Source organism: Salinarimonas ramus (assembly GCF_014645695.1).
GTDB classification, from domain to species: Bacteria; Pseudomonadota; Alphaproteobacteria; order Rhizobiales; family Beijerinckiaceae; genus Salinarimonas; species Salinarimonas ramus.
On the sequence record NZ_BMMF01000010.1, the window covers coordinates 190,951 to 208,654 of the forward strand.

24 protein-coding genes are annotated in these 17,704 nt (G+C 71.4%); 10 read left to right on the forward strand and 14 right to left on the reverse strand.

The window, feature by feature from the left end; genetic code table 11:
• Positions 1–31 precede the first annotated feature (31 nt).
• Positions 32–1,159: a hypothetical protein gene (locus IEX89_RS17075; RefSeq protein WP_188914456.1), complete on the forward strand. Its 1,128-nt coding sequence runs from the start codon at positions 32–34 to the stop codon at positions 1,157–1,159.
• A 262-nt stretch (positions 1,160–1,421) separates the two neighbouring features.
• On the opposite strand, the gene IEX89_RS17080 is transcribed toward IEX89_RS17075, so the two are convergent.
• Genes IEX89_RS17080 through aptA form a run of 3 tightly spaced genes read right to left on the reverse strand, consistent with a single transcriptional unit; the run spans position 1,422 to position 3,624 of the window.
• Complete coding sequence (locus IEX89_RS17080) at positions 1,422–1,646, reverse strand: hypothetical protein (protein WP_188914457.1); 225 nt, start codon at positions 1,644–1,646, stop codon at positions 1,422–1,424.
• Positions 1,647–1,703: 57 nt separating this feature from the next.
• Positions 1,704–2,258 carry an isochorismatase family protein gene (locus tag IEX89_RS17085; RefSeq protein ID WP_188914458.1) on the reverse strand — a complete coding sequence of 185 codons (555 nt, stop codon included), beginning with the start codon at positions 2,256–2,258 and terminating at the stop codon, positions 1,704–1,706.
• A 13-nt stretch (positions 2,259–2,271) separates the two neighbouring features.
• The gene (aptA, locus tag IEX89_RS17090; RefSeq protein WP_188914459.1) at positions 2,272–3,624 is read right to left on the reverse strand and encodes an omega-aminotransferase AptA; all 1,353 of its coding nucleotides are present in this window, start codon (positions 3,622–3,624) and stop codon (positions 2,272–2,274) included.
• A 430-nt stretch (positions 3,625–4,054) separates the two neighbouring features.
• Between aptA and IEX89_RS17095 the strand changes: the two genes are divergently transcribed.
• The 3 genes from IEX89_RS17095 to IEX89_RS17105 all read left to right on the forward strand — a co-directional run bounded on the left by IEX89_RS17095 (position 4,055) and on the right by IEX89_RS17105 (position 5,120).
• Positions 4,055–4,267: a hypothetical protein gene (locus tag IEX89_RS17095; RefSeq protein ID WP_188914501.1), complete on the forward strand. Its 213-nt coding sequence runs from the start codon at positions 4,055–4,057 to the stop codon at positions 4,265–4,267.
• A gap of 137 nt (positions 4,268–4,404) precedes the next feature.
• Complete coding sequence (locus IEX89_RS17100; RefSeq protein WP_188914460.1) at positions 4,405–4,692, forward strand: DUF4164 family protein; 288 nt, start codon at positions 4,405–4,407, stop codon at positions 4,690–4,692.
• A gap of 14 nt (positions 4,693–4,706) precedes the next feature.
• Positions 4,707–5,120 carry a cell division protein ZapA gene (locus tag IEX89_RS17105; protein WP_188914461.1) on the forward strand — a complete coding sequence of 138 codons (414 nt, stop codon included), beginning with the start codon at positions 4,707–4,709 and terminating at the stop codon, positions 5,118–5,120.
• Positions 5,121–5,122: 2 nt separating this feature from the next.
• Here the strand turns inward: IEX89_RS17105 and IEX89_RS17110 are convergent, their stop codons facing one another.
• Together IEX89_RS17110 and IEX89_RS17115 are read right to left on the reverse strand one after the other, a co-directional pair.
• Complete coding sequence (locus IEX89_RS17110; RefSeq protein WP_188914462.1) at positions 5,123–5,395, reverse strand: hypothetical protein; 273 nt, start codon at positions 5,393–5,395, stop codon at positions 5,123–5,125.
• On the reverse strand, positions 5,392–5,625 hold the full coding sequence (locus tag IEX89_RS17115; RefSeq protein WP_188914463.1) for a hypothetical protein: 234 nt from the start codon (positions 5,623–5,625) through the stop codon (positions 5,392–5,394). The genes IEX89_RS17110 and IEX89_RS17115 overlap by 4 nt, the downstream gene beginning before the upstream one ends.
• A gap of 78 nt (positions 5,626–5,703) precedes the next feature.
• On the opposite strand from IEX89_RS17115, the gene IEX89_RS17120 reads away from it, so the two are divergent.
• Entirely contained in the window at positions 5,704–6,930 is a 1,227-nt protein-coding gene (locus IEX89_RS17120; protein ID WP_210317658.1) for a lytic murein transglycosylase, read from the forward strand.
• A gap of 6 nt (positions 6,931–6,936) precedes the next feature.
• Here IEX89_RS17120 and IEX89_RS17125 read toward each other — a convergent pair whose 3' ends face one another.
• The 3 genes from IEX89_RS17125 to IEX89_RS17135 form a co-directional block, all read right to left on the reverse strand.
• Positions 6,937–7,929 (reverse strand): alpha/beta hydrolase, encoded by a 993-nt coding sequence (locus IEX89_RS17125; RefSeq protein WP_188914465.1) that lies wholly within the window; start codon positions 7,927–7,929, stop codon positions 6,937–6,939.
• 100 nt (positions 7,930–8,029) lie between these two features.
• Positions 8,030–8,278, reverse strand: coding sequence for a hypothetical protein (locus IEX89_RS17130; protein WP_188914466.1), 249 nt, complete (start codon positions 8,276–8,278; stop codon positions 8,030–8,032).
• Between the two features lie 3 nt (positions 8,279–8,281).
• Entirely contained in the window at positions 8,282–8,605 is a 324-nt protein-coding gene (locus IEX89_RS17135; protein ID WP_188914467.1) for a hypothetical protein, read from the reverse strand.
• Between the two features lie 277 nt (positions 8,606–8,882).
• Between IEX89_RS17135 and meaB the strand changes: the two genes are divergently transcribed.
• The 3 genes from meaB (at position 8,883) to IEX89_RS17150 (ending at position 11,794) form a co-directional block, all read left to right on the forward strand.
• Entirely contained in the window at positions 8,883–9,863 is a 981-nt protein-coding gene (meaB, locus tag IEX89_RS17140; protein ID WP_188914468.1) for a methylmalonyl Co-A mutase-associated GTPase MeaB, read from the forward strand.
• A gap of 85 nt (positions 9,864–9,948) precedes the next feature.
• Entirely contained in the window at positions 9,949–10,989 is a 1,041-nt protein-coding gene (locus IEX89_RS17145; protein WP_188914469.1) for a DUF2336 domain-containing protein, read from the forward strand.
• 166 nt (positions 10,990–11,155) lie between these two features.
• Complete coding sequence (locus IEX89_RS17150) at positions 11,156–11,794, forward strand: LysE family translocator (RefSeq protein ID WP_188914470.1); 639 nt, start codon at positions 11,156–11,158, stop codon at positions 11,792–11,794.
• Positions 11,795–11,854: 60 nt separating this feature from the next.
• Here the strand turns inward: IEX89_RS17150 and IEX89_RS17155 are convergent, their stop codons facing one another.
• The gene (locus IEX89_RS17155) at positions 11,855–12,877 is read right to left on the reverse strand and encodes a YcjF family protein (protein WP_188914471.1); all 1,023 of its coding nucleotides are present in this window, start codon (positions 12,875–12,877) and stop codon (positions 11,855–11,857) included.
• A 27-nt stretch (positions 12,878–12,904) separates the two neighbouring features.
• The gene (locus IEX89_RS17160) at positions 12,905–14,362 is read right to left on the reverse strand and encodes a YcjX family GTP-binding protein (protein ID WP_373290600.1); all 1,458 of its coding nucleotides are present in this window, start codon (positions 14,360–14,362) and stop codon (positions 12,905–12,907) included.
• Positions 14,363–14,527: 165 nt separating this feature from the next.
• Here IEX89_RS17160 and IEX89_RS17165 point away from each other — a divergent pair, with 165 nt between their 5' ends.
• Positions 14,528–14,914, forward strand: coding sequence for a DUF4112 domain-containing protein (locus tag IEX89_RS17165; protein WP_188914473.1), 387 nt, complete (start codon positions 14,528–14,530; stop codon positions 14,912–14,914).
• Between the two features lie 13 nt (positions 14,915–14,927).
• Here the strand turns inward: IEX89_RS17165 and IEX89_RS17170 are convergent, their stop codons facing one another.
• Complete coding sequence (locus tag IEX89_RS17170) at positions 14,928–15,302, reverse strand: response regulator (RefSeq protein ID WP_188914474.1); 375 nt, start codon at positions 15,300–15,302, stop codon at positions 14,928–14,930.
• A 275-nt stretch (positions 15,303–15,577) separates the two neighbouring features.
• On the opposite strand from IEX89_RS17170, the gene IEX89_RS17175 reads away from it, so the two are divergent.
• Positions 15,578–16,513: a nucleoside hydrolase gene (locus tag IEX89_RS17175; RefSeq protein WP_188914475.1), complete on the forward strand. Its 936-nt coding sequence runs from the start codon at positions 15,578–15,580 to the stop codon at positions 16,511–16,513.
• Between the two features lie 22 nt (positions 16,514–16,535).
• On the opposite strand, the gene IEX89_RS17180 is transcribed toward IEX89_RS17175, so the two are convergent.
• The 3 genes from IEX89_RS17180 to IEX89_RS17190 are packed head-to-tail and all read right to left on the reverse strand — an operon-like array spanning position 16,536 to position 17,659.
• Positions 16,536–16,979 carry a GNAT family N-acetyltransferase gene (locus tag IEX89_RS17180; protein ID WP_188914499.1) on the reverse strand — a complete coding sequence of 148 codons (444 nt, stop codon included), beginning with the start codon at positions 16,977–16,979 and terminating at the stop codon, positions 16,536–16,538.
• 11 nt (positions 16,980–16,990) lie between these two features.
• Entirely contained in the window at positions 16,991–17,242 is a 252-nt protein-coding gene (locus IEX89_RS17185) for a glutathione binding-like protein (RefSeq protein WP_188914476.1), read from the reverse strand.
• Positions 17,243–17,659 (reverse strand): glutathione S-transferase N-terminal domain-containing protein, encoded by a 417-nt coding sequence (locus IEX89_RS17190; protein WP_188914477.1) that lies wholly within the window; start codon positions 17,657–17,659, stop codon positions 17,243–17,245. It abuts the gene before it with no gap.
• Between the last annotated feature and the right edge of the window lie 45 nt (positions 17,660–17,704).

Below are 17,704 nucleotides of genomic sequence, written 5' to 3' on the forward strand. Positions count from 1 at the left end.
CGCATCCGCCCGCGAGGTTCGAAGCTTGTCCATGTTCGCAGTCCTGTACGCTCTCGCCTTCGTGATGGTCGCGGGAGGGTTCTATGCGGCCTTCACCGGGTGGGAGCTCCTGCTGCTCGAGCGCGGCTGGTCGATGGTGATCTCCGGCGTCACCTTCGCCACCGGCGGCTTCGTCGTCGCGGGCATCGCCGCTGCCGGGCAGGCGCTGGCGAAGCGGCTCGACGCGGTCGCCGACGCCGTGCGCACGAGCCGGCCCGCCGCGCAGCCGGTCTTCCCGCGGCGACCGGGCGCGACCGAGCCGGATGCCACGGCGCCCGAGATTCACCCTCCTGCACCGTCGGCACCTCCGGTGCCGCGCGAGATCGCGCCGAAGCTGCCGCCCCAGGAGCCCGCCTCCCCCGCCGGCCCCGCGCCGCTGGCGGCGCTCGGCCTGGGCGGCGTCGCCGCGGAGGCGATCGCGCCGGCGATGGAGCCGCGCGGCCACGAGCCGGAGGGCGGGCTGCCGCCTCTCGATCTCGGACCCGTGGAGGAGGAGCGCGCGACGCGAGAGGAGCCGCTCGCCGAGGCGGAGGAGGAGGCGCCTGTCCCGGAGCCTGCGTCTGCGCAAGAGGCGTTGCCAGCTGTCGCCGATCACGAGCCGGCGGTGGCGCACGACGAGCCGGACACGCAGCCGATCGATGGGCCGAGCGCCGGCATCGAGGCGCCGGTCCTGCGCCCACGCGAACCGGACACCGCCGAGGCGGACGTCGAAGCGCTCGATCGCCGGTATACGGAAGAGCCGGGGGTCGCACAGGGTCCGGAGGTGGAGCCTACGCCTGAGGCCGATATCGCCGCCGTCGACGCGGAGAGCGCGCCTTTCGTCGAGCCGGCGGACGCCGAGGCGCAGCCGGCCGACGCGCCGCTCGCGGACGAAGCCCCCGTCGACGAGAGCCCCGCGAGCGAGGAAGCCGAGACGGCGGACCAGACGCCCGGCGAGCCGCCGCGTATCGTCGGCACCCACGTCTCCGGCGCGAACCGCTACGTGATGTATTCCGACGGCTCCATCGAGGCGGAAACCCCCGACGGCCGCCTCCTCTTCGGCTCCATCGAGGAGCTCAAGGGCTACGTCGCCTCCGCCGGCGAGGATCCGAGCGGGACCACGCAGACGGGACCGCGGTGAGCGGAACCGACCCTGGTCGCGTCTTGCCGAGTGCCGTAGCCGAGTGCATCTTGTCGGTCGTGAACAGATCTTTCGGATCGGCAGAGATGGCGGAACGCGAGACACGAAACCTGCCGGACGTGCAGCCCGCCGGTGCATGGGAGGGCAGCGATCGGTTGCCGCGATCGTGGCACCCCGATAGCGTAACCGTCACCTTCTCGCCGGGCTTTGGAGCGACGGCGCAAACGGCAGCGAGCAAGCCGCGGAAGCGTGTCTTCGGCGCCTATCGTGGACGTTTCAGCGTGCCCGACGACTTCTTTCGCCCGATGTCGGACGACGAGATCCGATAGGCGCGTCGCCGAGCCTCGATCATCGCGTTCAAACGCTCGTCCATCTCATCGCCTGAGATGAACTCCCCATCCATACGCTCGCGCATGACGCGTCGTAGATCCTCGCGCGAGCCGATGTCGTGCAGAGGAAAGCGGTCCGGGGTCCTGAACTTCGGCATGGCGTGCTCCCCTTCTCAGCGTAGCACGCGAGCGATCGGCTTCAATGCCGTCGCCCCTCACTTCACCAGCCGCAGCGCCTCCTTGAACGCCGGGTCGTCGCCCCGTTCCGCCCATTCGAACGCCGCCATCTCGCTCGTGACCCGATGGGCGCCCGCGTGGAGGAGGCGGGCGGTGGCGGCGTGGAGGTTCGCCGGCGCGCGGCTCGCCACCGCGTCGGCGACGACGAAGACCGCGTATCCGTGCGCGAGGAGATCGAGCGCCGTCTGCAGGACGCAGACATGCGCTTCCGCCCCGACGAGCACCACCTGATCGCGCCCGCGCGCCCGGTTCGCCGCGCACCAGGCCGCGACGCCCGCGTCGGCGAAGGCCGAGAAGCCGATCTTCTCGAAGACCGGCGCGCCCGGCCCCAGTGCCTCGCGCATCGAGGCCGCGAGCGGGCCGAGCCCTCTGGGATAATGCGCGCAGGCCCCGACGGGAACGCCGAAGGCGCGCGCCGCCCGCACCACGATCTCGGCGCGCGCGAGCGCCGCCTCGCCGCCGTCGAGGGCGGGGAGGAGGCGTTCCTGCAGGTCCACGACGAGGACCTGCGCGCGCTCGCGCCGCATCAGCATGCGCGGCGCTGCCTCACGCGACGGCGCGGATGACGCGCCCGACCTTGTCGACGATCTCGCCGATCTGGTCCTCGGAGATGATCAGCGGCGGGGTCAGCGCGATCGTGTCCGCGGTGATGCGGATGACGACGTCGTGCTCGCGGAAGGCGCGGTCCATCGCCTCGAAGGCGCGCTTGCCGACGCCGTCCTCGCGCGAGGCGAGATCGATGGCGCCGACGAGGCCCACGGTCCGGATGTCGAGCACGTTCGGCAGCTCGCGCAAGGACATCATCGCGTCCGCCCAGATCGGCTCGAGCGTGCGCACGCGCTCGAACAGGTTCTCGTCGCGATAGACGTCGAGGGTCGCGAGCGCGGCGGCGCAGGCGAGCGGATGGCCGGAATAGGTGTAGCCGTGGAAGAGCTCGATGACGTGCTCGGGGCCCTTCATGAAGGCGTCGTGCACGTGGCTGCGCACGATCACGCCGCCCATGGGCACGGTGCCCGAGTTCACCGCCTTGGCGAAGGTGATCATGTCGGGCACCACGCCGTAGCGCTCGGCCGCGAAGGCGAAGCCCAGGCGGCCGAAGCCGGAGATCACCTCGTCGAAGACGAGCAGGATGCCGTGCTTGTCGCAGATCTCGCGCAGGCGCTTCAGATAGCCCTTGGGCGGCGGCAGCACGCCCGTGGAGCCGGCCATCGGCTCCACCACCACTGCGGCGATGGTCGAGGCGTCGTGGAGCGCGACGATGCGCTCGAGGTCGTCCGCGAGATGCGCGCCCCAGTCGGGCTCGCCCTTGGTGAAGGCCTGGTGCTCGCGCGAATAGGTGTGCGGCATGTGGTCGACGCCGGCCAGCAGCGTGCCGAAGAACTTGCGGTTCGAGACGATGCCGCCCACCGAGATGCCGCCGAAGCCCACGCCGTGATAGCCGCGCTCGCGGCCGATGAGGCGCGTCTTCTGGCCCTGGCCGGAGACGTTCCAGTAGGCGAGCGCGATCTTGAGCGCAGTGTCGATGGCTTCCGAGCCGGAATTCGTGAAGAAGACGTGGTCGAGATCGCCCGGCGCCATCTGCGCGATGCGCGCGGCCGCCGCGAAGCCGTGCGGATGCCCGAACTGGAAGGCGGGCGAATAGTCGAGCTCCGCCGCCTGGCGCTGGATCGCCGCGACGATCGGGTCGCGCGCATGGCCCGCGTTGCAGGACCAGAGGCCGGCGATGCCGTCGATCACCTGGCGCCCGTCCGGCGTCGTGTAGTGCATGTCCTTCGCGCCCACGATCATGCGCGGGTTCTGCTTGAAGGCGCGATTGGCGGTGAAGGGCATCCACCAGGATGAGAGGTCGTTGGGCGCCATCACGTCGTTGGCCGCCCGCATCGTCGTCCCGGTATCCATGCCGCCGTCCTTCCCATGTTCTCCGCGCGCCGCATCGGGCCGCGCGCCGCCCACGAGGGCGTCCGTGCGGGCGATGCTAGCAGGCCCCGCGCCGGAAGGGAAAGCGCCCGCGAATTCGGATCCGGAGATCCGTAGGAGTGCGCACCCGACAGACAGGCCTTGCAATTCCCGGCCGGCGCGCCCATCTTCCTCACAGCGCGACGTCGCCAGCGACGCGCGCTCCGTGGCCGGCGTCGGGAGGCGCCGCGCGCCGCCCGGTGTCCCGCAAGGGCAGGAACCGGACCGCGCTCCACGGCGTTCCAGCACCCCAAACTCGGCATCGAGCGGCGCCCCGTCATGCGCCTGTCGTCGGATTCCGGCACGTTAGCGCCACGGATGCGATCGCCGCTCGAGGGACCGAGGCCAACCAACAAGAATGTAGTCGATAATCATGCAGTTCGAAATTCAGCCCAACGTCGATCGTCGTCCCGATGGCGACACCTTCACCGTGGCCCGCCTCTTCGCCGCCGACGGCGCGCGCAGGCGCGACCTCAGCCACCTCATCGATCGCTCCTACCCCTATCAGTCGCTGCGCGAGCTGCGCTGGCACCTCGCCGAGCGCTTCGCCGTGCCGGTGAAGGGCGTCGAGATCCGCGCGGCCTGACATCGCGCCTGAGCGAGCCGGCCTAAGGGTCGGTAATGTCGTAGCGAATTCCAGTGGAAAGCGGCGAGCCTCGGCTTGCCGCTTTTCGATTCCGGCCATAGCCTCGTCTTCCCGGCCGAAGCCAAGGGAGCGTGGGCATGGCCCTTCCCCTCGACGAAGCGCTGTCGAAGCTCGACGCGGCGGTCGCCGCGCTCGAAGCCGCCGTCACGCGTCGGCTCGAAGCCGAACGCAGCCGCTCGGATCTCGAGACCGAGCTGCAGATCATGCAGGACGATCGCGCCCGTCTCGCCGTCGACCTCGAGAGCACCAGCCTGCGGCTGGAGACCCTCGAGGCCACGACGCGCGACGTCGAGGGTCGCGTCGGCCGTGCGCTCGTCGCCGTGCGCGCCGTGCTCGAGGAAGCCGGCGTCGCGCCGCACCTGTGAGGGAGGTCACGGACGTGCCGCAGATCAGCGTGCTCATCGCCGGCAAGACCTACCGCATGGCCTGCGGAGAGGGCGAGGAGGCGCGGCTGGAAGGGCTCGCCGCCATGCTCGACGGCAAGATCACCGAGATGCGCGCCGCCTTCGGCGAGATCGGCGACATGCGCCTGCAGGTGATGGCGGCGATCACCTTCGCCGACCTGCTCGTGGACGCGCAGACCCGGATCTCCGCGCTCGAGGCGGAGAAGGCCGAGCTCGCGACGTTGCTGGCCAATGCCGACGAGCGCCGCCAGACGAGCGAGGACAAGATCGCCGTGGGCGTCGTTCGCGCAGCCGAGCGCGTCGAGCGCCTGGCCAAGAGCCTCGCCATCGGCCAGCAGGGCGCCGCCTCGCCGGGCACGGAGACCGGAGGCGAGCCGGGGACAGGCTGATCTCAGCCCTCGTCCGTACCTCGCGACATCGCGTCCGGGTCCGCACCCGTGCCCGTCTCACGCTTGGATCGCGCGTCCTCGTCGCGTCCGGACCAGCCGGCGGCTGCGCGCTTGACGGCGTCGTCCGCGGAGCCGTCGGGCGCCTCTTCCTCCGGCTTGGCGCCGAAATGCATGCTCCCCTCCTCCGTGGCGGGCCGCTCCAGCGCGCGCGCGACGTCACGGGGATCCTCGGTCTTGCGACCGACGGGATCGTCGCGATCGGGAGAGCGGTTCATCGCTCGCCCTCCGCCGCGTCGGCCTGGCCGAGCTTCGCGCGGCCCTGGAGGCCGGCGCTCCCCGGCGCCGTCGCGTCGTGCGCGCCGGGATCGGCGCGGTTCTGCGGGGTGAGGATCGGGCGGCCCGCGGCGTTGCGGGCGGCCTCGCGTGCCGCCTGGCGGCGGGCTTCGTCGTTCGTCGTCTCGGGCATGTGCGCCTCCATCTCGAGGGAGGAGGCGAACGCGCGCACGCGCTTCGGGTTCGTCCAGCACGTTCTCGACCGCGCGTTTTCCATCTCTTTACCATGAATGGCGACGATGCTCGGGCCATGACCAGACGAATCGCTCCCCAGCGCGCCCGGCGCGCCCTCATCGCCTTCGCCCTCGCCGCCGCGGCGGGTGCGACCGCCCTCCCCGGCCCCGCCGCCGCGCAGGCGCAATACCGCTCCTGCCTGTCGGAGCTGCGCGACCAGGCGTCGCGCAACAACGTCTCCGCCGCGACCTTCGATCGCGCGCTCGCCGGCGTCGAGCCGGACATGAGCCTGCTCGAGCTCCTCGACCGACAGCCGGAATTCCGCACCGCCATCTGGGACTACATCGGCGGGCTCGTCGACGAGGAGCGCGTGGAGGACGGGCGCCGCGCCATGGCGCAATACCCCAACGCCTTGGCCGTCGCCGAGGAGCGGTGGGGCGTCGACCGGCACGTGATCGCCGCCATCTGGGGCGTCGAGTCGAATTACGGGCGCAACATGGGCAAGCGCCCGCTGCTGCAATCGCTCTCGACGCTGGCCTGCTTCGGCCGGCGCCAGAGCTTCTTCCGCGGCGAGCTCTTCGCCACGCTGCAGATCCTGGAGCGCGGCGAGATTCCCGTCGAGCAGCTCACCGGCTCGTGGGCCGGCGCCTTCGGGCAGACGCAGTTCATCCCCTCGACCTACCAGCGCATCGCGGTGGATTTCGACGGCGACGGGCGTCGCGACATCGTTGGCTCGACGGTGGACGCGCTCGGCTCGACGGCGAACTATCTCGCCCGCTCGAACTGGCAGGCCGGCGAGCCCTGGGGTTACGAGGTGCGGCTTCCCGCCGGCTTCTCCGAGAGCCGGACCGGGCGGCGCAACAAGCGCGCGCTCTCCGACTTCGCCTCCATGGGCGTGACGCGCATCGACGGATCGCGGCTGACCGGGCCGAGCCAGGCGGCGATCCTCGCACCCTCGGGCACGAACGGCCCGGCCTGGATCGTCTTCCGGAACTTCGACGCGATCTATTCCTACAATCAGGCGGAATCCTACGCCCTCGCGATCGCGTTGCTCTCGGACCGGCTCGCCGGGCGCCCCGGCATCCAGACGCCCTGGCCCACCAACGATCCTCCGCTCTCGCGGGAGGAGCGCCGCGAGGTGCAGGTGCAGCTCCTGCGCCGGGGCTACGCCATCGGCGAGGTCGACGGCATCATCGGCTCGAAGACCCGCGAGGCGATCCAGGACATGCAGCGGCGCATGGGCCAGGAGCCGACGGGGCGCGCGGGCAAGCTCTTCCTCGACGCGCTGCGCGCCGGCGGCTGAGGCCGATCAGGGCGCGCGCTCGACGGCGCGTGCCACGACGGAGCGGACGTCCGGGTCGCGCAGGAAGAGGTCGTGGTTGAGGACGCCCGATCCGAACTCGGATGCGTCCGCCACCGTGACGCCGAGCCCCGTCAGCCGTTCGCGATCCGCGGCGCCCGCGCGCACCACGCCGCCGGCGAGGCGGCGCGAGAGGGCGAGCGCTCGGTCGTTCTGCGCGGTGATCACGGTGATCTTGCGCGCGTCGACGCCGAGCCGCTCCACACCCTGCGCGAACAGGTCGATGTCGACGTCGGGCGACGCCAGCACCACGGCGCCGATGCGCGCCATGGCCGCGTCGCCGCCGCTGGCGCGCACGAAGCGCAGCGTCTCCAGCGTGAGGAGCGAGCCCATGGAATGGGCGACGACGTGCACGCGCCCGCCGCTCTCGCTCTGGGCGAGCGTGAGAATCAGCTCCTCCAGCGCGTCGCGGGACCACAGCGCGCTCTCGCGATCGTAGCCGTAATCGAAGGTCGCGCCGCCGGACGGCCAGGTGAAGAGGCCCGTCGCCCCACGAAAGCCGATGCCGTCGGCGAGCTCGGCCGCACCGGACGCCGCCGTCTCGAAGGTCTCGCGATAGCCGTGGACGTAGACGAGCACGTCGCGCCCCACCGCCGCGCGGGCGAAGGCCTGCGCCGGCTCGGCCGTGACGACCGGACCGACGCCGACGACCGTCCAGTCGACGTCGAAGGGCGAGAGCGACGTGAAGAGCCCGTCGCCGGGCGGCGCCAGCGTCGCCTGCGCGAAGGCGAGGCCCGCCCCGCGTTCCGTGCCGAAGAAGGGCGAGGCGCCGGGATCGGCGGCGGGCGCGCGGGTCGTCGCGACGAGGAGCGGCCGGGTGACGTCCGCCGACGGCGCGGGGCTGGTGCCGGCGATGTTGCAGGCGCCGAGGGACGTCGCGAGCGCCAGCGAGAGGCCGAGTGCGACGGCGCGCGGGGCGCGGGCGAAGGTCTGGGGAATCATGGAGCACATGCGGCGGGACGGGGGCACGGGGGCGAGACGTGCCCTGCGTGCGCCGCGATCGTGGCGAGGTTGCGACCGTTCGCCGGCGCGCAGCCCGGGATCAGACGAGAGACTGCGCGCGTTGCGGCACGGTCACGGGCTCCGTCGAGACCTCGTGCCACCAGGTCCAGCACTCCGTCTCGATCGCCGGCATGACCGGACGCGCGGACGGGAAGCGGCGATCGGCGTTGAAGGCGTCGCGCAGGAGCGCGAGCCGCGCGTTGGCGGCGTTGCGCTGGTCCTCGTTGCCGACCTCGCGCACGTAGAGGAGGCGGGCGAAGATCTCGCGATTGGGCGGACGGGCGGCCATGGATCACGCCTCCGAAGCGAAGCTGCTGTCGTATTCGAGCTTGATCTGGTCCGCGTTGCGCGCGGCGTAGCCAGCGAAGCCCGCGGCGATGGTCTGCGGGGGCTGCTGCATGCCCATGGGCGTGGTCCCCATCAGCCCGCCGCCGGCGACGAGGGGCTGCTGGCGCTGCGGCTGCTGGCGAGGAGCCTCGCTCCCGCCCGCCTGGGGCTGCTCGAGCGCCTGCTTGAAGTCGGCATCGCCCGACGGCTCGCCGGGGATGCGCGGACCGCCGCCGACGAGACCAGGAACGATGACGCCGAGAGGATTGAACAGCTTATCGTTGCTCATAATTGACCGATGCTCTTCCTGCATCAAGATGCGTTACAAACATAATCCGAGCCGCGGCGATATGCAAGCCGCGACGTAGGCAAAGCCGGCACGTCTCAGATTTTTACCCTTCAGGGTAAGCGAAGCGTATGCCATGACCTGCATTCGATAGCAACGCCCATCGGCCCGCCCGGTTCGATCATGCGCCAGCTGCCCGCAGGCCACGCGCCGCTCGCGCCGCGGCGCGCGACGCGCTAGGTCGGAGCGCACGATCCGCTCCCCAAGGAGGCGCCACGCCATGCCCGCCGTCGACCTGGCCACGCTCGAGGAGAAGCTCGTCGCCGGCGACCGCGCCGCGCTCGCGCGGGCGATCACGCTCGTCGAATCGAAGCGCGCGGACCGCCGCGCGCAGGCGGCGACGCTGCTGGACCGCCTCCTCCCGCGCACGGGGGGCGCCGTGCGCATCGGAATCACCGGCGTGCCCGGCGTGGGCAAGTCGACGCTCATCGATGCGCTGGGCACGCTCCTGACGGCGCGCGGCCACCGCCTCGCTGTGCTCGCCGTCGACCCCAGCTCCTCGCGCACCGGCGGCTCGATCCTCGGCGACAAGACGCGCATGGCGCGCCTCGCGGTCGACGAGAACGCCTATGTCCGCCCCTCCCCCTCGTCCGGCACGCTCGGCGGCGTCGCGGCGCGTACCCGCGAGACGATGCTCTTGTGCGAGGCGGCGGGCTTCGACGTGATCCTGGTGGAGACGGTGGGCGTCGGGCAGTCGGAGACGGCGGTGGCGGACCTCACCGACTTCTTCCTCGTGCTGATGCTGCCCGGCGCCGGCGACGAGCTGCAGGGCATCAAGAAGGGCGTGCTCGAGATCGCGGACATGATCGCGGTCAACAAGGCCGAGGGCGAGAACGCGGCCCGCGCCCGCGCCGCCGCGGCGGAATACAGGACGGCGCTGTCCATCCTCACGCCGGCGTCCAGCCTGTGGACGCCCCCCGTGGTCACGGTCTCGGGCCTGAACGGCGAGGGCCTCGACGCTCTGTGGGAGAAGATCCTCGACCATCGCGCCCGCCACGAGGCCAAGGGGCTGATCGCCGCGCGCCGACGCCGTCAGGACGTGAAGTGGCTCTGGGCGCTCGTCGACGAGCGCATGCGCCTGCGGCTCACCGCCGACCGCGAGACGAAGGACCTCGTGCGTCGCCTGGAGACCGCGGTGGGCGCGGGCGAGACCTCGGCGACGGCGGCGGCGGAAGAGATCGCCCGCCATTTGCGCCTGTAGGCTTCATTTCGGTCGCCGGATTAACCGGAGAACAAAGAAGATCGTCTAGGCAGAGGAACGCGAGGAGAGTGGGGAGTACACGCAAATGCTGGACGAGCTGGCGCGCCTATCAACGGATGCGTCGTCCGAGGGGCGTCGCCGCCTCCTCAATGCCGTCACCGATCTCTTCCTGCACGACGACGAGCCGAGCGAGGAGGCGCAAGAGCACTTCTCCGACATCGCCACGCATTCGCTGGGCAAGATGGAGGCGCCGGACCGCAAGGACTACGCCGACCGCGTCGCCGCCGAGCCGCAGCTTCCGCGCAAGGTCGCCAACACCCTCGCCAACGATCCCGACGCCGAGGTCGCCAAGCTCGTCCTCAAGCTCTCCCCCGTGCTGACGGACGCCGACCTCGCCGCCATCGCCGTCAACCATTCGCAGGCCCACCTCCTCGCCATCGCCGAGCGCGCGACGCTCTCGGAGAACGTGACCGACATCCTCGTCGACCGCGGCGACAAGCAGGTCCTGCGCACCGTCTCCGGCAACGAGGGCGCCGCCTTTTCGGATCGCGGCTTCGAGCGGCTGGTGGAGCGCGGCGCCAACGATGCCGGCGTGCGCAAGAACCTCGAGACGCGGCGCGAGAACCTGCCCGTTTCCCAGGCGCGCCGCGTCCTGCAGATCGCCGCCCACGCGGCGAACAAGGCCGAGCCGGGTCACCAGGTCGAGCTGATCTCGGGCGAGGCGCCCAAGCGCGTCGTGCGCGAGGCGCGCGAGCGCCGGCTCGAACTGAAGCTCCTCATAGCAGACCTGAAGGACGGGCGTCGCACCATCGACGACGTCGTGACGATCCTCGCCCGCGACGACCGCGCCTTCGATCTCGCCCAGGTGATCTCCACCTTCTCCGAGATCCAGAACGCGCAGGCCCTGCGCGCGCTGCTCCAGCCCGAGAGCTCCGGAATCGCCGTCGCGTGCAAGGCGCTCGGCCTCGGCGCGGAGGCCTTCCGCAAGGTGCTGGAGCTGCGCACCAAGCGCCTCGGCCTCCTCGAGGCGAGCATCGACGTGGACGTCACCCACTACCAGGCGCTCCCCGCCGAAACGTCCGAGCGCGCCATGCGCTTCCTGAAGGTGCGCTCGAAGGTGTCGTGAGGCGGCGCCGGGACGCGAGCCGTACGGCACGACGCGTGCGGACCTCTGACCATCGTGGCAGTATGGTGCGGGGCGGATCGCCGAACCCTCCGCGCGAGCGGGCCGAGGCGGCTGGCCGCCCCGGGCGCGTGCATGACGTGCTCCACGCATCAGCCGGAGGTCGTCCATGCAGGAAGCTCTCGTTCTCGTCGCCATCACCGGCGCGCTCTTGATCGGCGCCGTCAGTCCCGGTCCCAGCTTCGTCCTGGTATCGCGTATCGCGGTCACGGGATCCCGCATGGACGGTCTCGCTGCGGCGATCGGTATGGGCCTGGGCGGCGCGATCTTCGCGGTGATCGCGCTGCTGGGGCTGATCACGGTTCTCGAGCAGGTCGGATGGTTGTATGCGGGCCTTCGCCTCGCAGGTGGCATCTACCTCGTCTATCTCGGCATCCGGATCTGGCGCGGGGCCTCGCAGCCGCTGGAGACGCTCGACGCGGCCGCCGCGCGGCCGGCCTCGACGACACGTTCGATGATGCTCGGCTTCGTGACGCAGATCTGCAATCCGAAGACCGCCATCGTCTATGCCGGCATCTTCGCGGCCTTCCTGCCCGCGTCGGCTCCGACATGGCTCTTCGTATCCATTCCGCCCCTCGTCTTTTTGCTGGAGACGGCTTGGTACGCCTTCGTGGCGCTGGCATTTTTGGCGCGCAAGCCGCGATCGATCTACCTTCGCTGGAAGGGCTGGTTCGATCGGGCCGCCGGTGCGGTGATGGGCGGGCTCGGCACGCGGCTCGCCTCCGAGACGCTGCTTTCCCGGTCGTGAACGTCGATCGCACCCCGACGGCCGATCACCCGGAGGGGGCCGGCCCTCCCTCGTGCGCCCTCAATCCTTCACGTCCTCCACCACCTTCCGCGAGATCAGCTCGCCCGCGACATCGCCGATCTTCGGGCGGTCGAGGGCGACGAAGGGGAGCGGGCGGCACACCGCGATGGCGGCGAGGCCGAAACGCGCCGTCATGATGCCGTTGAGCACGCCCTCCCCCAGCCGCGCCGAGACCCGCGCGGCGATGCCGAGCCCCAGGGCCTGCTGCAGCAGCCCGTCGCCGACGGCGACGCCGCCGGTCACCGTGAGGTGCGTGAGCGCCGCGCGCATGAGGCGAAGGAAGCCGAGCGTCCCCGGCCGCGCGCCGTAGATCGCCGAGACGCGACGCAGCACCCGCGCGGCGTTGAACACGACGAAGCCCACGTCGATGGCGGCGCGGGGCGAAAGCGCGGTGACGAGCGAGACCTGCTTCGCCGCGTCCGCCACGGCCCGCGCGGCCCGCGCGTCGAGATCGGCCAGGAGCTCGCGCTCGGCGATGGCCAGGCGGTCCTCGGCCTCCAGGATCTCGTCCTCCAGCTCGGCGATGCGCCCGCGGGCGCGGGCGGTCTCCGGCCGGGCGGCGTAGAGCGCCACGACCTCGCCGACCACCCGCGAGGCCGCCTTGCCGTCGCGCTCGTCGATCGCCGCGAGGGCGCGCTCGCGCAGCGCCTCGATCTTCTTCTCGCGCCACAGGCCCGAGATCTCGCGCGCCACGAGGGCGACGAGCGCCAGGAGGGCGAGGACGAGCGCCGCGAGCCCGACCCAGCCGAGCCAGGGCGCCGCCTCGAACAGGCCGCGAACCAGGCTCTCCGCGGCGAGGCCGAGCGCAAGGAAGACGAGCGCGGACAGCGACGAGAGCAGGATGCCGCCCCAGGGAAAGCGCGTCTTGCGCCCCATGGGGACGGGCGTGCCGTCGGCGGCGTCGACGATCTCCTCGGGCTGGATCTCGACGCGCACGCGCGCGAACCGCTCCGCCTCCTCGCCGGTGCGGGTCTCGGCGATGTCGGGGGCGTCCAGGCGATAGGCGCGGGGCTTGCGGGACATGGTCGTGCGCTCTCGATGTTTGGCTGCTCAGGCCAGCCGATCGCCGATCAGGAACTCGATGGCGCGGTCGAGCCGGATATGCGGCAGGCGCGGCGCGCGCCCGCCGGGATCGAGCTTCTGCTCGGGCGGGCGAAAGCGCGGGAAGCGCAAGGATCCCGGCGTCACGGCGCCGTCCAGGATCGCGGCGGCGCGTTCCGGCAGCTCGCCCGGGAAGATCGCGGCCCGCGCGATGCCGTCGAAGACCTCGCCGTCGACGATCTCCCCCGCCTCCGGCACGCCGGCGACGGCCGCGAGCCGCTGGCCGTCCTCGTGGACGAGCGTCTCCTGCGTCGCGCGCACGGAGGCGAGGGCGACGGTGCCGACCTTCGCGCCCGCCGCTTCGCCGCGCTTCAAGGCGCGATCGACGAGGAGGCGCAGCACGGCTTCGAGCCGCGCATGGCTCGTCTGGTGGACGTGGTCTGCCTTCGTCGCCGCGAAGAGCACGCGCTCCGTGCGCGGCGCGAAGAGCCGCGAGATCAACGTGTTGCGCCCCGAGCGGAAGGCGAGCAGCACCCGGTCGAGCGCGCGCTCCAGCTCCGCCAGCGCGGCCGGGCCGCCGTCGATGGCAGCGAGCACGTCGACGAGGACGATCTGCCGGTCGATGCGCTGGAAATGCTCGCGGAAGAAGGGGCGCACCACGTGGTGGCGATAGGCCTCGAAGCGTCGCTCCATGAGCGCGCCGAGGCTGCCCGGGCGCGGGCTCTTGCCGGGCGCGAGGCGCAACGGCGCGAAGGTGAGCGCGGGCGAGCCCTCGAGGTCGCCGGGCATTAGGAAGCGCCCGGGCGGCGTCGTCGCCACCGCCTCGGGCCCCGCGCGCAAGGCGACGAGGTAATCCTTGAACGCCGCGGAGAGCCCCGCGATCGCGGGCTCGTCCGGCTCCCCCTCCGGGTCGATGGCGGCGAGCGCCGCGAGGAAACGCTCGGCGAGCGGGGCGCGGTCGGCACGTGCCGCGCCGTCCAGCACCTCGCGCGACCAGTCGCGGAAATCCTGATCGAGGAGCGCGAGGTCGAGGAGCCATTCGCCGGGATAGTCGACGATGTCGAGATGCAGGCTCGCCGGCCCCGAGCGCCACGCATCGCGGCCGCGCTCGTAGTCGATGTCGATGCGCAGCTCGCTCACCCGCGAGGTGGAGGCCGGCCACAGCCGATCCTCGGCGAGCATGCGCAGGTTGTCCTCGTAGGCGAAGCGCGGCACCGCGTCGTCTGGCTGCGCGGCGAGGCGCCCGCGGCGGATGCGGCCCTCGTGCGAGGCGCGGAAGGCCGGCAGGGCAGCGTTCTGCACGAGATTGTGCACGAGCGCCGTCGTGAACACGGTCTTTCCCGAGCGTGCGAGCCCCGTCACCCCGATGCGCAGGCCGGGGTCCACGTAGCTCTGGGCGTAGTGACCGAGGCTCGTCAGCGCGTCGAAGGCGCTGGTGGCGAAAGAGGGTGCGGGCACGCGTGGCAAACCGGGGCAGGAGAGGACGTCGCACCCTCACTTAAGAGCGCCGCCGCGATTTCCCAAGCGTTCGGGGCGCAACACGGCGTGCCGCGCCGACTGGACCCCGAGCGCGCCGTCGTGCGTTCGCTCTGCGAGACACTTGATCAGAGACGCGCTCCCAGGAGATGCGACATGAACGATACCGGCTTTCGTACGGGCACCGACCGCAGGGAGAGCACGCGCCGCGCCGCCACGCGGCTCGAGAACCTCGCGCGGCTGCTCGATTCCTCCATCGGCGTGCCGGGCACCCGCTTCAGCTTCGGCCTCGATTCGATCCTCAGCATCGTGCCGGTGGTCGGCTCCTTCATGGGCGCGGGCATCTCGGCCTACGTGATCCTCGAAGCCTACCGGCTCGGCGCGCCGCGGGCGACGCTCGCCAAGATGCTGGCGAATATCGGGCTCGACACCGCGCTCGGCGCGATTCCCGTCGTGGGCTTCGTGTTCGACGCCTTCTACAAGGCCAACAACCGCAATGTCGCGCTCCTGCGCCGCTATCTCGCCGCCGCGAATCGTATCTGAGCCGGCGAAGAATTCAGGCGGCGACGCCTGTGGCGAGCCAGCGCGCGAGGCTGATGGCGTCGAAGGGCTTCTCCCAGCGCGGCACGTGGGAGAGCCCGCTCGGCACGACGTTGGCGGCGTAGCCCGTGGCGAACACGAAGGGGATGTCCCGCGCCTGAAGGGCGCGGGCGACGTCGAAGACGAGCTCGCCGTGCAGGTTGATGTCGAGCACCGCACGATCGATCCGCTCGTTGGCGACGAGATCGAGCGCCTCCCTCGGGTCGCCCACGGGGCCGATGACCTCCGCCCCCTCGGCCGCGAGAGCCTGCGCGAGGTCGTCGGCGATGAAGTACTCGTCCTCGACCACGAGAACGCGCGGCCGCTCGTCTCCGGATTTAACGAATGTCATGTCGTACTCTCCAAGAGATCGAACTGAGAGCTCGAAAGTCGAAAGCGGCACTTGACCTTAGGTTCGTTTCAGCAGGAACGGTATCAAGCACGAATTCTGCTGCCAACTCCGTGTGGCTCCCGATCCCGAGCGGCGACGCTTCGCCGGGCACAGTTTCTGATTGAGGCAAACGGGGCGGCCGCCCACGGCTTCCGTCGGCGGCGCGCACGGTGGTATAGCGGTGAACGGCCGGATGAGAAAGCATTCCCGACCCCGATCCGTTCCCGGAGGCACGCGTGACCCGATCCATCATCATCGACACGGACCCCGGCCAGGACGACGCCATCGCCATCCTCCTCGCGCTGGCCTCCCCCGAGCTCGAAGTGCTCGGCGTCTGCGCCGTCGCGGGGAACGTGCCCCTCCCGCTCACCTCGGTCAACATCCGCAAGGTCCTCGAGCTCGCCGGGCGCACCGACGTGCCCGCCTTCGCGGGCGCCGACCGGCCGCTCCTGCGTCCACTCGTGACCGCCGAATATGTCCATGGGAAGACGGGGCTCGACGGTGCCGATCTCCCCGAGCCGACGATGCCGCTCGATCCTCGGCACGCCGCAGACTTCGTCGTCGAGACGGTGATGAGCCGCCCGCCCAAGAGCGTCACCCTCTGCCCGCTCGCGCCGCTCACCAACATCGCGCTGGCGCTCGCCAAGGAGCCGCGTCTGGCCGAGCGGCTCGCCGGCATCGTGCTCATGGGAGGCGGCGTGTTCGAGGGCGGCAACCGCACGCCGGCGGCGGAGTTCAACATCTACGTCGATCCGGAGGCGGCCGCACGCGTCTTCGCCTCCGGCGCCGACGTCACCTTCATCCCGCTCGACTGCACGCACCAGGCCCTGACGACGGCGGCACGCACCGCCGCCATCCGCGGCCTCGGCACGCCGCTCTCGCGCGCCGTCGCCGGCTGGCTCGACTTCTTCGAGCGCTTCGACGAGGCGAAGTACGGCACCGACGGCGGGCCGCTGCACGATCCCCTCGTGATCGCCTACCTGCTGCGGCCGGACCTGTTCTCGGGCAAGCGCGTGCACGTGGCGGTCGAGACCGCCTCCGAGCTCACGCGCGGCATGACCGTCGTCGACTGGTGGGGCGTCGTCGACGCCGCGCCGAACGCCACCATGCTCCGCCACGTGGACGCGGACGGGTTCTTCGCCTTGCTCACCGAGCGCCTGGCGCGGCTGTGACGGCGCGCCTTTCGGCGGGTCGTCAGAGGCTCTTCTTGAAGCCGAGATGGCTCTGCGCATAGCCCAGGCGCGCGTAGAAGCGGTGCGCGTCCGTGCGGGCGACGTTGGAGGTCAGTTCCACGAAGGCCGCGCCGCGCTCGCGCGCCCAGGCTTCGGCGAACAGGACCATGGCGGCGCCGACACCGCCCGAGCGCCGATCGGCGCGCACCTGAACCGCCTCGAGCCGGGCGCGCGTGGCGCCGCGCGCCGTCAGGCAGGGGACGAGCGAGACCTGGAAGGTACCGATCACGTCCCCGCCTGCTTCGGCGACGAAGAGCATGTGGTCCTCGCTCGTGACGATGCGGGCGAAGGCGGCGGCGTAGGCGGAGGCGGTCTCCTCGTTCCAGCCGTCTCCGTGGCCGCCGAGCGTGTCGGCGGCGTGGAGGCGCACGATGGCTTCGAGATCGCCCGAACGCGCCTCGCGCATATGGACGTCGTTCACGCGGTGAGCCTCGTCTCCCGGGGCACCACGGTCTCCGGCGGACCGAAGCCGGGCAGCGCCTCGACGCGATCCATCCAGGCGCGCAGCGAGGGGTGGTCGGCGAGCTCGAAACCGCCCGCCTCGGCGTAGCAGGCGACGCCGTAGAGATCGACGTCGGCCATGGTCGGCGCCTCTCCGACAACGAAGTCGCGACCCTTCAGGTGCCCGTCCAGGACGGCGAGCGCCTGGCGTCCCTCGGACGCCCACATCTAGAAGACGGGCTCCGGCGCCTGCCGAAAGCCGAGCTTCACCCCGCGGCAGCGATAGATCGGCACGGCGAAGCGGTCGTAGTCCCAGAACATCCACTCGCGGGCGCGGATGCGCTCGTCGAGGGAGGCGCCGCCCATCTTCCCGGTGACGTCGGCGAGGTATTCGAGGATCGACGCGGCCTGGCAGAGCGCGCGCCCGTTGGAGCGATCCTCCAGCAGCGGCACCTGGCCGTAGCGCTGCCGGGCGACATAGGCGGGCGCCTTGTGGGCGCCTTCGCGCAGGTTGACCAGCTCGAAATCGAAGGCCTCGCCGGCGAGCGAGAGGAACAGCGCGACCTTGTAGGTCGGCCCCGACAGCCAGATGCCGTGGAGCAGGAAGCGCGGGGCGGAGAGGGCATCTGCGGCGACGGCGGTCATGGCGCGGGCGAATCCTCGCTGGAGGGGGCGCGAGACGCTAGCGTA